Annotated in this window: 7 protein-coding genes; all 7 read left to right on the top strand. The window is 43.1% G+C overall.

The genetic code is table 11. The annotated features are described in order from the left end of the window. The first annotated feature begins 681 nt into the window (after positions 1 to 681). Positions 682 to 11,190, top strand: coding sequence for a polyketide synthase (locus F6K22_RS09140; protein WP_293096154.1), 10,509 nt, complete (start codon positions 682 to 684; stop codon positions 11,188 to 11,190). 26 nt (positions 11,191 to 11,216) lie between these two features. Continuing rightward, the gene (locus F6K22_RS09135; protein ID WP_293096152.1) at positions 11,217 to 12,341 is read left to right on the top strand and encodes a TauD/TfdA family dioxygenase; all 1,125 of its coding nucleotides are present in this window, start codon (positions 11,217 to 11,219) and stop codon (positions 12,339 to 12,341) included. A gap of 17 nt (positions 12,342 to 12,358) precedes the next feature. After that, positions 12,359 to 12,922, top strand: a complete 564-nt coding sequence (locus tag F6K22_RS09130; protein ID WP_293096150.1) for an HD domain-containing protein — start codon at positions 12,359 to 12,361, stop codon at positions 12,920 to 12,922. A gap of 97 nt (positions 12,923 to 13,019) precedes the next feature. Beyond that, on the top strand, positions 13,020 to 13,643 hold the full coding sequence (locus F6K22_RS09125; protein WP_293096147.1) for a class I SAM-dependent DNA methyltransferase: 624 nt from the start codon (positions 13,020 to 13,022) through the stop codon (positions 13,641 to 13,643). A gap of 19 nt (positions 13,644 to 13,662) precedes the next feature. Next, entirely contained in the window at positions 13,663 to 14,940 is a 1,278-nt protein-coding gene (egtB, locus tag F6K22_RS09120) for an ergothioneine biosynthesis protein EgtB (protein WP_293096145.1), read from the top strand. 52 nt (positions 14,941 to 14,992) lie between these two features. Continuing rightward, positions 14,993 to 15,487, top strand: a complete 495-nt coding sequence (locus F6K22_RS09115) for a DUF427 domain-containing protein (protein WP_293096142.1) — start codon at positions 14,993 to 14,995, stop codon at positions 15,485 to 15,487. Between the two features lie 42 nt (positions 15,488 to 15,529). Further along, entirely contained in the window at positions 15,530 to 16,318 is a 789-nt protein-coding gene (gene egtC / locus F6K22_RS09110) for an ergothioneine biosynthesis protein EgtC (RefSeq protein WP_293096140.1), read from the top strand. The last annotated feature ends 521 nt before the right edge of the window (positions 16,319 to 16,839 follow it).

Genomic DNA, 16,839 nt, shown 5'->3' with positions numbered 1-16,839 from the left:
CTCTCTTGGGAGATTGGAGGCAAGCGTTTGCGCTTCGCAAAGCTTCGAAGTTCGCGTAGCGTCCCGGAGGGAACGGAGACCTCGCCATCCAAGGACCGCTTTTTTCCCCTATCCAAGGGGAGGCTTTAAACCAAAATTATTTAATTATTAATAATTAATAATTAATAATTCGGTAACCTATCCATCCTATCCTACTCCATGCTCCGCTTGCCGACCGCTCTCTTGGTCGATTGGAGGCCAGCGAGGTTTCCTCGCCATCCCATCCTAGGTCATCTTGCCTCTTGCCTCTTGCAGAGGAGCTGCCTCTTGCTACGGTAGCTCTCGCTAATGCTTTTCATGTCGCTCCGCGAAACGCAAACGACCGCTTTTTCCCCTTTATTGGGGAGGCTTTACAGCGCTTTTCAGTTGAGTAGACCACTAAACTCATTGTTAGGAGTCAGGAGTCAGGAGTCAGGAGTTAGGAGTTAGGAGTTAGGAGTTGGGAGTTAGAAGTTAGTATCATTGTGGTTTATTCATATGAAAACCGCTTTAAAGGCGTAAAACTAAAGTTTAGCTACAGTAACACAACTTTACATTTCCCCCGATTTTTTTCACTCTCCTCATTGTTTGATTTTAATCTTTTTTTTATAGATATCCTCTTACATTTTAGTTATAATCAGGAAAAGTTTCAAATATATTTACATGGGACAATATTTACCATTATTAACTGAAGCAGAAAAGCATCAAATCTTAGTGGAATGGAATAATACTCAACAAAATTACCCTCAAAATAAGTGTATCCATCAGTTATTTGAACAACAAGTAGAAAATACCCCAGATAAATTAGCAGTAAATTTTGAAGCTGAGTCTCTAACTTATAGAGAACTTAATCAAAAAGCCTGTAAACTAGCAAATTATCTACAATATCTAGAAATTAAACCAAATACTTTAATAGGTATTTGCCTTGAACGTTCCTTAGAGATGGTAATAGGAATTATTGGCATTCTCAAAGCAGGAGGAGCTTACGTTCCTTTAGACCCTAGCTATCCTCAAGAACGTTTGAATTATATGCTCTCGGATTCGGGAGTAAAAATTGTATTAAGCCAAAATAAAATAGTCGAAAAATTATCAGAATATGATGGGAAGATAATTTGCTTAGATGCAGATTGGGAAAATATTAAACTCCAAAGCGATCGAAACATAGCTAATGTTTGTAATCTCAAAAACATTGCCTATGTGATTTATACATCGGGTTCAACAGGGAAACCCAAAGGAGTGCTGGTAACTCATCGTAACTTACTTCACTCTACCCAAGCTCGAATTAACTATTATCAAGAGCCTTTAAGTAGCTATTTATTACTTTCGTCTTTTGCTTTTGATAGTTCCGTTGCCGGTATTTTTTGGACATTATGTGTTGGTGGCACTTTAATTTTGTCATTGCCAAACTTTCAAAAAAACCCAATTCAAATAGTCGATTTAGTTTCTCAATATAAAATCTCTCATTTGTTGTGTCTACCTTCTTTATTCAAACTTTTATTAAATCGAGACAATTCGACAAAATTAGCTAGTTTAAAAGTTGTTATTGTAGCAGGAGAAGTTTGTCCTGTAGATTTAGTTAGTCTTCATTACAATAATCTTGAGAATACTTCTCTTTATAATGAATATGGTCCTACTGAAGCAACGGTATGGAGTACAGTTTATAAATGTCAACCTGAAGAGTCTATTACCAAAGTTCCTATTGGTCGCCCTATTAGTAATGTCCAAACATATATTTTAGATTCTAATTTACAACCAGTATCTATCGGTGTTGTTGGTGAGATTTATATTGGTGGTGCTGGAATCACCAAGGGTTATTTAAATCGTCCTGAATTAACGAAAGAAAAGTTTATTGTTAATCCATTTATAGAGACATTACTTCCCCCGCTTCGAGAACATGAAATGTCTCTACTGTATAAAACGGGAGATTTGGCAAAATATTTACCTGATGGAAACATTGAATTTATCGATCGGGTAGATCGTCAGGTTAAAATTCGCGGTTTTAGACTTGAATTGGGAGAAATAGAAGCAGTTTTAAATCAACATCCCCAGGTAGAACAGAGCGCAGTTCTTGCCATGACTGAAGACTCTGGGGATAAACGTTTAGTGGCTTATATTGTTTTGAAGGATGGAATAGAGAAAGAAACGCAAAGCGAACTGGTGCAGGAATGGCAGGAAATAGATAATGCAATCTATAGTCAATCTACATCTATAAAAGATTCGACATTAAATCTGATTGGTTGGAATGATAGTTATGACGGAAAACCCATTCCTGAAGAGGAGATGCGGGAATGGGTAGAGCGAACAACTGCAAAGATTCTCTCCTGCAAGCCAACCCGTGTGCTGGAGTTAGGTTGCGGAACAGGGATGCTGTTATTTCGGATTGCCCCCCATTGCTCTAAGTATGTGGGAATTGATATTTCCCAGGAAGCTTTGCACTATATTGAGGAGCAAATTGAACAATTAGATGGTGATTGGTCTGGTGTGGAACTTCGCCAGGGAGCTGCTGACAATTTTGAGGGTATCGAACCTCAGTCATTTGACGCAGTCGTTATCAATTCAGTCGTTCAGCATTTTCCCAGTATTGATTACTTAATAGAGGTGCTGGAAAAAGCAGTGCAAGCAGTTACTCCAGGAGGCTTTATCTTCGTCGGAGATATACGAAGTTTGCCGTTATTGGACGCTTTCCATGGCTCTGTGCAACTGCATCAGGCTCCCGAACAGCTATCTGGAGAACAGTTGCGGCAACGCATCCAAACCAGGATGAGCAATGAAGAGGATTTGGTCATTGACCCAGAATTGTTTGTCGCTCTGCAGCACCACCTCCCCCAAATTAGTTATGTAGATATTCAGCTTAAACGTGGTCGTTATCATAATGAGCTGACAAGATTCCGCTACGATGTCGTTCTTCATTTAGGGGAAGCCGTCTCTTCTACTGTAGAACCTAGCTGGTTAGACTGGCAGCAAGATGAATTAACCTTACCCTCTGTGCGCCAGCTACTCCAAGAGAGCCAGCCTGAAATACTGGCTATCAAAAATGTTCCTAATCTACGTTTGGTGTCGGAAGTCAAGCTTTTAGAACTACTAGAAAAGAGAGATTTAGCTACCGTAGCCGAACTCAGGGAAGCATTACAACAGGGAATGGCTGCTGGCATAGAGCCAGAGGATTGGTGGGACTTCAGCAATGAGCTGCCCTATACCGTCTACATCAACTGGTCTAGTTCCAAGGCAAGGGACTGCTACGATATCATTTTTCGACATCATCTCACTACCCCCTACATCCCATACCCTGAAGTTGAAGAAAAGGTAGATGGGGAGACGCGGGGACGCGGGGACGCGGGGACGCGGGGATGGGTAGATACAGTACTATCTACAGATGGGACTCCTTATCAAGCCAAGCCTTGGAAAGACTATGCCAATAATCCCCTTCAGGGTAAAGTAGCTCGTCAACTCGAACCCAAACTGCGCCATTATTTACAATCGAGTTTGCCTAACTATATGGTGCCAGCTATATTTGTCATTCTTGACAAAATGCCTTTGACGGCTAACGGAAAAGTTAACCGTCGTGCCTTACCAGCACCAGAAAGGTCTCGTCCCGAATTGTCAACAGCCCTGGTAATGCCTCAGTCACAGACAGAGCAACTGATTGCTCGGGTTTGGCAAGATATGCTGCAATTAGAGGTAGTGGGGATTAATGACAATTTCTTTGAGCTGGGGGGTAATTCTTTACTACTAATCCAGGTTCATAAGCGATTAGTTGAAGCACTAAAGGTTGAGCTATCAGTAGTAACGCTATTTCAGTACCCTACCATTGGCAGTTTAGCCCAACACTTAAGCCAGCAAGACCAAAACCAACCAGTTTTCAAGACTCGTAAGCGAATTAGTCAACAAGTTGAACATGATTCTATCGCCATTATTGGCATGAGCGGACGGTTTCCAGGAGCTAAGGATATTAGTGAGTTTTGGTGTAATCTGCTGGATGGAGTCGAATCAATTTCCACTTTTGCAGAAAATGAATTGGAACCAGCGAATCCCGCTTGGTTGAAGAATCCCAACTATGTCAAAGCTGGTGCAATTTTGGCAGATATTGACCAGTTTGATGCAGGCTTTTTTGGCTATAGTCCCAAAGAAGCAGCAATCCTAGACCCCCAACAACGAATTTTCTTGGAGTGCGCTGTGATTGCCCTTGAGGATGCTGGATACGACCCAGAAACCTATCCAGGATCGTTCGCTGTTTATGCAGGTGGAGGCATCAATACCTATCTAATTAATCACGTTAGTCCAGGTTTGGGTTACGCTAACAATCGTTCATTTTTGGAAACCGTTGGTGACGTGCAAATGACCATCGGACAAGCACCCGATTTTCTACCCACGCGGGTGTCATACAAACTCAATCTAACCGGACCAAGTGTGAATATTCAAACCGCTTGTTCCACAGCGCTAGTGGCGGTTCATAGTGCTTGTCAGAGTCTGCTAAACCGAGAGTGCGACATGGCACTAGCAGGGGGAGTTGCCATCCGCTTACCCCAAAAAACGGGCTACCTTCACCAAGACGGGGCAGTATTTTCCCCTGACGGCCATTGTCGAGCTTTTGATGCCCAAGCTCAAGGCACCGTATTTGGGAATGGTGCAGGAATTGTAGTTCTCAAACGGCTATCGGATGCGATCGCAGATCGAGATAGTATCTATGCAGTTATCAAAGGCTCGGCCATTAACAACGATGGTTCCTTAAAGGTCAGTTATGCTGCTCCCTCAGTAGAAGGACAAGCTGCTGTCATTGCTGAAGCCCAAGCTGTTGCTGGAATTGATGCCAGTACGGTGAGCTATATCGAAGCTCATGGGACTGCTACTCCCCTTGGGGATCCGATCGAAATTGCTGCACTAACCCAAGCCTTTCGAGAAACCACTGCAGAAACAGGCTTTTGTGCTATTGGTTCAGTGAAAACTAATGTGGGACATCTAGCTAATGCTGCCGGTATCGCAGGCTTGATTAAAACCGTACTGGCACTCAAACACCAGCAAATCCCCCCTAGCCTGAACTTTGAGCAACCCAATCCCAACATTGATTTTGCAGGTAGTCCTTTTTACGTTAATACCAAGTTGTCGGCATGGGAAGCCAAGAATACTCCCCGCCGTGCTGGGGTGAGTTCTTTTGGTATGGGAGGAACGAATGTTCATGTGGTTTTGGAGGAAGCACCTTTCACAGGGAATAGGGAACACTTAACTGGGAACAGGGAGCGTTCATCCCATATCTTTACCTTATCCGCTAAGACCGAGAAGGTATTGCAGGAGTTGAGAGAACGCTATTTGAGTTACCTGGAATCTCACCCAGAAACAGAACTAGCGAATATTTGTTTTACAGCAAATGTGGGGCGTAAAGATTTTAACCATCGGTTGGCAGTTGTTGCAGAGTCGCGATCGCAACTACAGGAACAATTAGCGAACGTTACACCTGAAATACTAGGGCAGACGAAGACTTCAGAAAAAATAGGCGGAATCGCATTTTTATTTACCGGGCAAGGCTCCCAATATCTCAACATGGGACGTCAACTCTACGACACCCAACCCACCTTCCGTGACACACTAGAACAGTGCGCTCGCATTCTGCGTTCCTATCTCGAAATCCCTTTACTAGAGGTACTGTATCCCGATCTAGGTAACCAGAAAGGAGACATTTCTCTACTGAACCAAACTGCCTATACCCAACCCGCCTTATTTGCCCTAGAGTATGCCCTCTTCCAGTTATGGAAATCTTGGGGGATAGAACCCGATGTGCTTATCGGTCATAGTGTCGGGGAATATGTCGCGGCTTGTGTGGCTGGAGTTTTCAGTTTACAAGACGGTTTGAAATTAATCGCCCACCGTGGCAGACTAATGCAAGCACTGCCTGAAGCTGGGACAATGGTTTCCCTGTTGGCTCCTCCAGAGCGGGTTAAAGAAGCCATTCAACCCTACAAAAACGACGTTTCAATTGCAGCGATTAACGGACCAGAAAGTGTAGTAATTTCCGGTAAACAAGAAGCGATTGACAGTATTTGTGAAACCCTGGAATCTGAAGGGATTAAAACGAAAAAATTAACCGTTTCCCATGGGTTTCACTCACCGTTGATGGAGCCAATCTTAGCAGAATTTGAGACTATTGCTCGACAAGTTAGTTTTTCTCTCCCCCATCTTAAACTAATTAGCAACCTCACCGGACAGGTGGCAACCAATGACATAGCCACTCCAGACTATTGGGTTCGTCATATCCGACAACCGGTTCAATTTGCTGCCAGCATGAACAGTTTGGAGCAGCAGGGTATAGAGATATTCCTAGAAATTGGTCCGAAACCGATTTTATTAGGAATGGGGCGTCAGTGTTTGCTAGAACATGAGAGTTTATGGTTACCAAGTTTGCGCCCACCGCAAGCCGATTGGCAGCAACTATTAACCAGTTTGGCACAACTCTATCTGCAAGGTATCCCGGTCAACTGGTTAGGATTCGATCGCGACTATCCTCGTCGCCGAGAACACTTACCAACTTATCCTTTTCAGCGACAACGCTATTGGATTGAACCAAAGAAAGTAGCTCACTATGCTCCACCCTCTGACACTCATCCCTTACTCGGTCAACAATTGTCTTTAGCTGGAACCCAGGAGATACGTTTCCAATCCCAAATCAGTCAACATTGGCACAATTTGACCTATTTAAGCGATCATCGCATTTTTGAGCGCGCAATTATGCCCTTAACTGCCTATCTAGAAATAGCTTTAGTCGCCGGGGAGACCTGTTTCCGAGGCAATCTCATCACATTACAAGACGTATTTATCGAGCAGCCTCTGGTACTTTCAACTGGGGAAGAAGAATTCGATACAATACAATTGGTTTTAACTCCGGAAGGAACTGATGTCTATTCTTTCGAGCTTTTTAGTCTCATTCCAGCTCAGGAAAAGCATCAAAAAACGACTTGGAGACGTCATGCTTTCGGTGAAGTTTTGCTCTGTAAGAAGGGGCTAAAAAACAAGACAGAACCTCAAGCAACTCAGTTTGACTTAGCAGCTTGGCAAGAGCAATGTACCGAAGCCATATTCGCCCAAAACTTCTACGAAAAAAGGCGATATCAACACATTGATTTCGGTCCTAGCTTTCAAGGGGTGGAACAACTATGGAAAGGTGATGGAGCAGTTCTCGGTCGCATTAGGATACCAGAAATTGTCTGGCAGGAAATAGACAACTATACATTACACCCAGCGGTACTGGATGCTGGTCTCCATATTCTGGGGTCGATCTTACCAGAGGGAACCTACTTGCCAGTGATTTTAGAGCAGCTGCGGGTCTACAGTCGTCCAAGCCGCTACTTATGGAGTTATGCCACTCTCCAACAGGGAAGAACTAATGAAAGCGAAACCCTAAACGCTCAAGTCCACCTGTTCGACGATCGGGGAAATTTGGTAGCATTGGTTTCCGGTTTATCCTTGCGACGTGCCAATCAAACCAGTATTGATAGTAAATCGGATTTAGAGAATCACTTATACGAAGTGGTTTGGGAACCGACTGAAGGGATTTCCCAACCCCAAAGGAGTGAACCCGGTTATTGGTTAATCTTTGCTGATGGCAATGGCATTGGTGAAACCCTCGCTCAACATCTTTTCCAGCAGGGACATCACTGTACTCTGATTGTTCCGGGTTCCAGCTATCGGCAATTAACATCAGAACAAGACTTTATTGCTGGATATTATCAAATTAACCCAGCCGCTCCCGAACAGTTCCAACAACTACTTGAAGATAACCCATTATCTTATCGGGGAGTCGTTCACTTGTGGAGTCTGGAAGCGATCGCAGAAGACTCTACGACAACCATAGAGCGATCGCAACTTCTAGGTTCTGGTAGTGCCTTGCATCTAGTTCAAGCCCTGTCAAATGCTAAGATATCACCCCGTTTGTGGCTAGTTACCCAAGGTTCAAGACCCATAGATTCAGCCCCATTACAAGTCCAACAGGCTCCCTTATGGGGTTTAGGTCAAGCCATTTCCCTGGAATATCCCGAACTCCGGTGTATGCGGTTAGATTTAGATCCATCAGCAGCGGAAACTGCATCATCAGTGGAAGTGCTGCTAGACGAACTGTTGTTTTCTCAAGAGAGTGAAGACCAAATTGGCTATCGTCAAGGAGTTCGTTATGTCCCTCGACTCAAGGTCAAAGTCCCCCTTGTTAAGGGAGATAATGGGGGATATCCTACTCCAGTGCGGGTGAAAATAGACAGCTACGGGATTTTAGAAAATCTGGAGTTAGCACCCCTAACCCGCCGCCCACCGGAACCGGATGAAGTGGAAATTCAAGTTCGTGCCGCCGGGTTAAACTTCCGAGACGTACTGAATGCTCTGGGAATGCTCAGGGAGTATTATGAAAACGAATTAGGGATTACTAATCCTGGTGATGTTCCCTTTGGGTTTGAATGTGCTGGGGAAATTGTTGCGGTTGGGGAAAATGTTTCCCACTTCCAGATAGGCGATCGCGTTATGGCTTTAGCTACTGGAAGTTTAGCAAGCTTTGTCACTATTCCCGCTAATCAGGTTGCCCCCAAACCGGAAGATTTCAGTTTTGAGGAAGCAGCAACCATTCCCGCTGCCTTTTTAACCGCTTACTATGCTCTTCATGAATTAGCCAATATCCAAGCAGGTGAAAGCATTTTAATTCATTCCGCTGCCGGGGGAGTAGGTCAAGCCACCGTACAACTAGCGGGGCGCGCAGGAGCAGAAATATTTGGTACCGCGAGTCAGGGAAAATGGGATTTTCTCAAGGCAATGGGGGTTAATTATGTGATGAACTCCCGCACGTTAGATTTTGCTGAGGAAATTAAACAACTTACCGATGGGCAAGGGGTCAACATTGTTCTGAACAGCTTTAATAAAGAGTTTATCGATAAAAGTTTTGAGGTACTTGCCGAGAATGGTCGATTTATCGAATTAGGCAAAATCGATATCTGGGATAATCAGAAAGTACAGCAACTTCGACCCGATGCTTCTTACTTTCCTTTTGAATTAGGAGAAGAATACCAGAAAAATCCCGACTTACTCCCCTCACTGTTTGCTAACCTCATATCAGGTTTTGCGGACGGTAGCCTCAAACCGTTACCGGTTAAAGTATTCCCCCTTGACAATGTGATTGATGCCTTCCGGTTTATGGCAGGAGCGAAACATATTGGCAAAGTGGTCCTAACTATGCCAGAGTCGGGATGCTCAAACTCAACCTTAGTCCGAGGAGAGGGTAGTTACCTAATTACAGGGGGTTTGGGCGGTTTAGGAATTAAAGCGGCTCAATGGCTGATTGAACAGGGAGCAAAACACATCGTTTTAGCCAGTCGCCGAGGAGTATCTTCACCAGAGGTACAGGAAGAAGTACGCCAATTAGAGCAAGAGGGAACGGAGGTTTTGGTTGTCCAAGCCGATGTTTCCCAGCCAGAAGATGTAACTCACTTATTAACAACCTGTTCCCAACCCCTACGAGGTATTATTCACGCTGCCGGAGTGCTCGATGATGGTGTCCTTCAACAGCAATCTTGGGAACGGTTTGAGAAGGTAATGGCTCCTAAAGTTACAGGTTCTTGGAATCTACACCATTTGACCAAAAATTTACCCCTAGACTTCTTTGTTTGTTTCTCTTCCGTTGGGCCTTTAGTTGGCTCAATGAGCCAAGGTACTTATATGGCTGCTAATACATTCAAAGATGCTCTAGCTCATTATCGACGTAGCTTAGGATTGCCAGGACTGTCGATTAACTGGGGAATGTGGGATAAAGTTGGCATGGCAGCCAAAATGAGGGAGCGCTATCGGCAACGCTTGATTGAGGAGGAAGGTGTAGGTGTCATTTCTGCTGAGGGAGGTATGCAAGTAATCAGTCAGTTAATTGGGCAAAATAATGCACAAGTTGTGGTGCTACCGATGACTGATTGGTCAAAGTGGATTGGTGCGTTTCAAGAACCGCCTCCCTTCTATGAGTATTTGATGCCAGATGTACCAGTTAAGCAGGAATCAAACCAATCATTAAAGTTAGATTGGGAGCGAATACCCCAATCAGCGCTTCGAGATGCACTTATCTCTCATGTTCGAGAACTGGTAGCGAAAACCCTAGGCTTTAAGGAACCAGAAAAAATTGAGTTAACGCAACGGTTGTTTGATTTGGGGTTAGACTCGTTGATGGCGATTGAATTAAGGAGCTATCTGCAAAGAAGTCTAGGATGTAACCTACGCTCAACCCTGCTGTTTGACTATCCAACCATCGAGGCGCTGGTTGATTATCTAGCAGTCGAGGTTCTAAATTTAGACAATCGAACCCCAGCTTCACCTAACAGTAAGAGTGACTACTGCTCTACCCTCGTTACGATGCAACCCCACGGTTCTAAACCACCGTTTTTCTGTCTTCCGGGAATTTTAGGCAATGTGTTTGAACTGGAACCCTTAGCTCGTTATCTGGGAACTGAGCAACCATTTTATGGATTGCGATCGCTCGGTTTGGATGAAGACATTGAACCCTATACCCAGATGGCTGATATTGCCGCTTACCATATTAAAGCCATCCAAGAGATACAACCAAATGGCCCCTATTTTATCGCTGGTCACTCCTTTGGTGGTAAAGTTGCTTTTGAAATAGCCAATCAGTTACACCATCAGGGACAGGACGTGGCTCTGTTGGTAATTATGGATATTCAAGTAGCTGTTGTAGAACATGAAAAAGATGCCATTCATTGGCATGACAGCAAATATACAAGGGGGCTGGCAAGTATGTTTGAACGCTCTTTCGAGCGAACCTTAGACTTACCATCAACTTTGGATGATTTGAGTTGGGATGAGCAAATAGACCTTCTCCTTTTAGCCTTGAAAAAGGTAGAGAAGGTGTTTGGTGAAACTGAACTGAAGAGACTGTTCCGAGTTTATAAAGCCAATATGCAAGCCATGACTCAATACCTACCTCAAGAGGTCTATCCCAAGCAAATTACTTTCATACGGGCTAGTGAAATTCACCCAGAAGATAATTTTCTCCCCAATGAAACGATGAGTCAAAAAGACCCAAATTGGGGCTGGAGTAAGCTTTCCGGCCAACCATTAAAATTACAAATGGTTCCAGGAAATCATTTCACGATAATGATGGAACCCCAGGTTCGCAGTTTAGCTCAACAACTCAAATTTCTAATGTAAAGAGAAAAGATAATAAGGTAGCAAAAATGAGCGAAATAACGATAGATAAAAAATTTGTATCTGTTGAGGGGAAACGCTTTCATTACGTCTGGTTGCGGGATAATTGCTTGTCTCCCAAGTGCTACGATCCGATTTCTCGCCAGAAAAGGTCTGACCTTAGTGATTTTGTAGTCGATCCTCAACCTTGTTCTGTAAAACTACAAGATGACTGCCTAGTCATTGACTGGGACGAATATCCTAGGCACCAGAGTGTATTTCCAATTTCCTGGTTGCTGGAACGGGCTTACGATCCCAAACCGAAACCAGAGCCTCCCAAAAAACAGAATCTGTGGGATAGAGCCTGGTTTGAGACGCATACAAGAGAATGGCCAGATTATTCTGCGGACAGCCAGAATATGTGGGATATTTTAAGCGATCGCCTTTCTACATTAGGGTTTGCATTGGTACATAATGTAGCAATTGAAAACCTAGAACCTTTACTCTTGTCCATTGGACCAATTTACGAGATTGCTAAATTTGGAAATTTCTGTGCAATAAAGCCCGTACCGAGTTCGTCTAATCTCTCTTCGGATCTATCGGTATCGTCAGAGGGTAATGCTTTGTCACTTCACACAGACCTTACCTATCTAAATTCTCCTTCGGTTATCCAATGCTTGTATTGTGTAGAAAATGATGCCAATGGTGGCGAATCAATAATTGTGGATGGTTTTCGATTGGCAGCAGATTTGCGCAAAAACCATCCCGATTATTTCCATGTCTTGGCTAATACTCCTGTGAAGTTTAAACAGTTCATTGATAGGTGGGGTTATTTATTCTCGCGAACAAGTCCTATTATCCAAACGAACGATAAAAATGAGGTGGTAGGCATTTCTTATTCCCATAAAAATCTAGAAATAGATTTGCCTTATGAACAAATGACAATTTTTTATGAAGCGTATGATATGTTTTTGAAATATCTAAATAATTTGGATTATCGATATTCTTATCGTCTTCAAAAAGGGGATTGTCAGTTTTTACAGAATTCTCGGTTATTGCATGGGCGCGAATCTTTTGATTCTAGTTCGGGAACAAGACACTTAGAAACGGGATATATTGAATGGGATTACTTTCAGGCATTGATAAATTTTAATACTGTAAAAAATATTAATTAAATTAGGAGATAAATTCCATGAACAGGACTGTCAGTTTCACAACACTCGACCGAGCAACTCAAGAAGATCTGGAAATTATAGATGATTGTTTTAAAGACCAAGTAAAAAGTCTAAAAAAGCGAATTATTGAAGCACTTCTAGGTTTGCGTGGCAATCCAATGGGCTATCAGATAGATAGATTTGAACATTCGCTGCAAACAGCAACGCGAGCATTACGCGATGGCTGTGATGATGAAATGATTGTCTGTGCCTTGCTACACGATCTCGGTGATGATTTAGCTCCTTTGAATCACGGCGAACTAGCAGCAGCAATATTACGACCCTATGTATCTCCAGAAAATGCCTGGACTGTTAAGCATCACGGTATATTACAGAGCAAAGAATACTTACATGAAATGAAGGTAGATAAAAACGAGTTGGAAAAAAAATTACGCAATCATCCAGCATTTGAGCGTACAATTATTTTCTGTAGGCGGTGGGATCGAGTCTCTTTCGATCCCAACTATGACTCATTACCGCTTTCTACGTTTGAGCCAATGCTGGAACGCATTTTTAGCCACAAAGTAAATTGTTTGAGTTGAATAGTAAATCCAGACAAATGAACCCTATGCGATCAGTGATTGTTATCGAATCGATAACTGCTATAACTTCCAGTTCTAAATCGAGCTAATGAATAAAATGAACAATAAAGTACAATGGGTATATAACTCCCAAAACAATCAAGAATTAGCTCAACGCTATAATCAATGGGCACAGGACTACGAACAAGATTTAACCGAAACCTTTGGTCGTCCTAAGCGCGAACCCATAGTAGATTTAACTCTTAAATACGTCCCGAAAACTGCCCGAATTTTAGATGCTGGAGCAGGTACGGGTACAATGGGTCAATGGCTGCACGAGGAAGGCTATCACAACCTAGTCGGAATTGACATTTCCGAAGGGATGCTGGCTGAGGCACAAAAGAAGAATATCTACACAGAGTTACGTCCAATGGTTTTAGGTGAACCCTTAGACTTTCCCACTGCTACATTTGATGCCGTTACTGCTTGTGGTGTATTCACCTATGGACACGCTCCCAGCAGCTCTTTTGATGAGTTAATTCGTGTTACCAAACCAGAGGGATATATTCTCTTTACCCTGCGTCCCGACTTCTACGAAAGCAGCGATTTTAAACACAAAATGGCTGACTTAGAAGCACAAAATAAGTGGCAATTAGCAGAGCTTGGAGACAAGTATAAAGCCGAAGATAAAGGGCAATTCACTCTGTATTTGCAAACTTGGGTGTATCGGGTAATCAATTAAAAACCGCTATATTAAAATAATGTTAATCACAATTCCTGACTCTCAACCCTCAAAAGAGCTATCGTTATCAGCATACTACCAACAAGTCCGCCAACTCAGCGAACAAATTTGTCAACCCCTAGAAATTGAAGACTATGTAGTCCAAAGTATGCCCGATGCTAGTCCCATTAAATGGCATCTTGCCCATACCGCTTGGTTTTTTGAAGCCTTTATTTTAGTTCCCCACTTCAAAAACTACAGTGTTTTTCACCCCAAATACGACTACTTATTAAATTCTTACTACGAGTCATTAGGAGAAAGAGTTCCTGCCGCCCAACGGGGAACTTTATCTCGCCCCACTGTAGCCGAAATCTATCGTTATCGTGCCTATGTAGATGAAGCGATGCAGTCATTGATAGCGGAAAATTCCGGAAACTTAGAGTTAGAATCTTTAGTTATTCTCGGACTCAACCACGAACAACAACATCAAGAATTTTTGTTTACCAACATTAAGCATATCTTTGGTAACAATCCCCTACGTCCCGTCTACAAACCCGATCTACCCATACCCAATGCTGCATCTGTAGGCAAACAGCTCGATTGGTTAGAATATCCAGACCAATTGTATGAAATTGGTCACGATGGGGAAGGATTTGCCTTCGATAACGAACAACCTCGCCATCGAGTTTATTTGCAAGACTATCAACTCGCTTCTCGATTAGTAACCAATGGAGAATACCTAGAATTTATCCAAGCCGGAAGTTACAATAATCCCGATTATTGGCTCTCAGAAGGTTGGGCAACTGCTAGTTTTAAAAATTGGCAAGCCCCTTTATACTGGGAAAAAATTGATGGGGATTGGTGGTTAATGACCTTAGGTGGGATGCGTCCCTTAAATGAGAATGAACCCGTCTGTCACGTTAGCTTTTATGAAGCCGATGCTTACGCTCGTTGGGCAGGTAAACGTTTACCAACTGAAGCCGAGTGGGAAATAGCAACTACTAATGTTCCAGTAGAAGGAAACTTATTAGAAAATGGAATGCTGCACCCTGCTCCAGCAACAGAAAATACTCAACCAGACCAACTATTCGGTGATGTGTGGGAATGGACAAATAGCACCCATCAACCTTATCCTGGTTATCGTCTAGAAGCGGGAATAGTAGGTGAATATAATGGCAAATTAATGTGTAATCGACTGGTATTACGAGGAGGTTCATGCGTAACACCCTTGTCTCATATTCGTCCAACCTATCGCAACTTTTACCCGCCTTCTACTCGATGGCAGTTCACTGGGATTCGCTTGGCGGATGCCCATTGACCGAAACAAATTTAGAATTTAAAATCTATAATTTACGCTCTAGGAGTTTTTCATGCGACCCAAACCCATTCCCCCCGGTCCCGGTCAAGAATCAGTATGGGACTATCCCCGACCTCCCCGGGTTGAAGATGTAACTAAACCCATTAAGATTATTTTTAATGGTGAAGTCATAGCCGAAACCAGCCGTGCCAAAAGAGCCTTAGAAACTAGTCATCCACCCAACTACTTTATTCCCGTCGAAGATATCAAGATGGAGTACTTCACACCGAGTAATCACTCCACTTACTGCGAGTGGAGGGGAAGAGCATTCTACTATACCCTAACGGTGGGCGATCGCGAAGCTAAAAATGTTGCCTGGTACTATACTGATATATCCCCAGCTTATGAGGAACTCATAGGTCATGTCGGCTTCTATCCTAGACCAATGGATGCTTGCTACGTTGGTGACGAGAAAGTGCAACCCCAAGCCGGAGATTATTATGCAGGATGGATAACTAGTGATATTGTTGGCCCTTTTAAAGGCGGACCTGGTACCTGGGGTTGGTAGCTAAAAAGTATCGGTTAATACCAATTTTTTGTATTTCAACATATGTGTCGATTACTCGCTTACCTCGGTTCTCCTATCCAACCGGATCAACTAATCTACGAACCAGAACACTCTCTGTGTATTCAAAGTTATAGACCCCAAGAAACTACAACCACCTCTGTGAATGCTGATGGGGTAGGAATTGGCTGGTATCACTCCCAAAAACAGACAGAACCCTTTATCTACAAAAACATCCTACCCATCTGGAGCGATATTAATTTACCCTACCTCAGTCGTTACATCGAGACTGAATGTTTCTTAGCCTATATCCGCAGTGCTACTCCTGGACAAGCCTCAAATTTGAATAACTGTCAGCCGTTCTACGATGGCCGCTTGTTATTCCTTCATAATGGCTTTATCGATGACTTTCGCCAGAGCTTATTTCAGCCGATTCGCAAGAGTCTCAAGGATGACATTTATCTAAAAATTCAGGGTACGACAGATTCGGAACATATTTTTGCTTTGTTTCTAAACGAGTTGGCATCAATTGGCAGCAGTCTGGAGGATGCTTTAGAGGCTACTTTGCAGAAGCTGAACTATTTAGCTAAACCCGATGATATCCGGTTTGCTGCCAACATTATTGTCAGCGACGGATGCCAACTGGTTGCTTCTCGCTTTAGCCGAGGAATTGCCGCTCCTTCTCTTTATTGGCTGCAGGACGATCCGATTTTGCCAAGTTCGGTGGCGATCGCTTCGGAACCTTTGTTTGCAGCTAACTGGAATCGAGTTCCCGACAGTAGCATTATCTGTAGCGACCAGCAATGTACTGGCGTGTCAAGCTTAAAGGCGTAGATCGAAGATACTGTTGGCGAAAGTAATCATTTTGTAACTTATGGTAATACGGCCTAGATCGAAGGTTCGTGCAACCAGGGGCAATTGCAGCTCGAAACTATTTACTTTTATAGGTTTCAGCCTTTGCCTCTCTTTGATATCAGTTTTTTATTGATATCATATATGCAGCTCAATATAGCGCTACGCATTAAGGCTCTTGACATTTCTAAATCCTGAAACCCTTTAACAGTTTACTATTCCCTCCATACCTATTCCCTCCATACCTATTCCCTAGCGCTATAGTTTTCCCTGTCTAGATTTGAAGCTATTTTTACATTCATTTTTTCACTGTGATACATTTGCTCCCACAAAAACTATTTTCGAGTCAGGGATAGAACTCCATTCTACCCTCCACTTATCCATTATCCATTATCCATTATTGAACATCAATTGCTATTATTTCGCCATTAGTTATTTGACTTATTGACTGAATCCATGACAAAAAACATTGTTGTAATTGTTCTGGCTTTAGCCGTGCAAAA

This window comes from Okeania sp. SIO2F4 (assembly GCF_010672385.1).
Lineage (GTDB): Bacteria > Cyanobacteriota > Cyanobacteriia > Cyanobacteriales > Microcoleaceae > Trichodesmium.
Note: the sequence above shows the minus strand (reverse complement) of the source record. Positions and strands in the feature narration are given on the sequence as shown.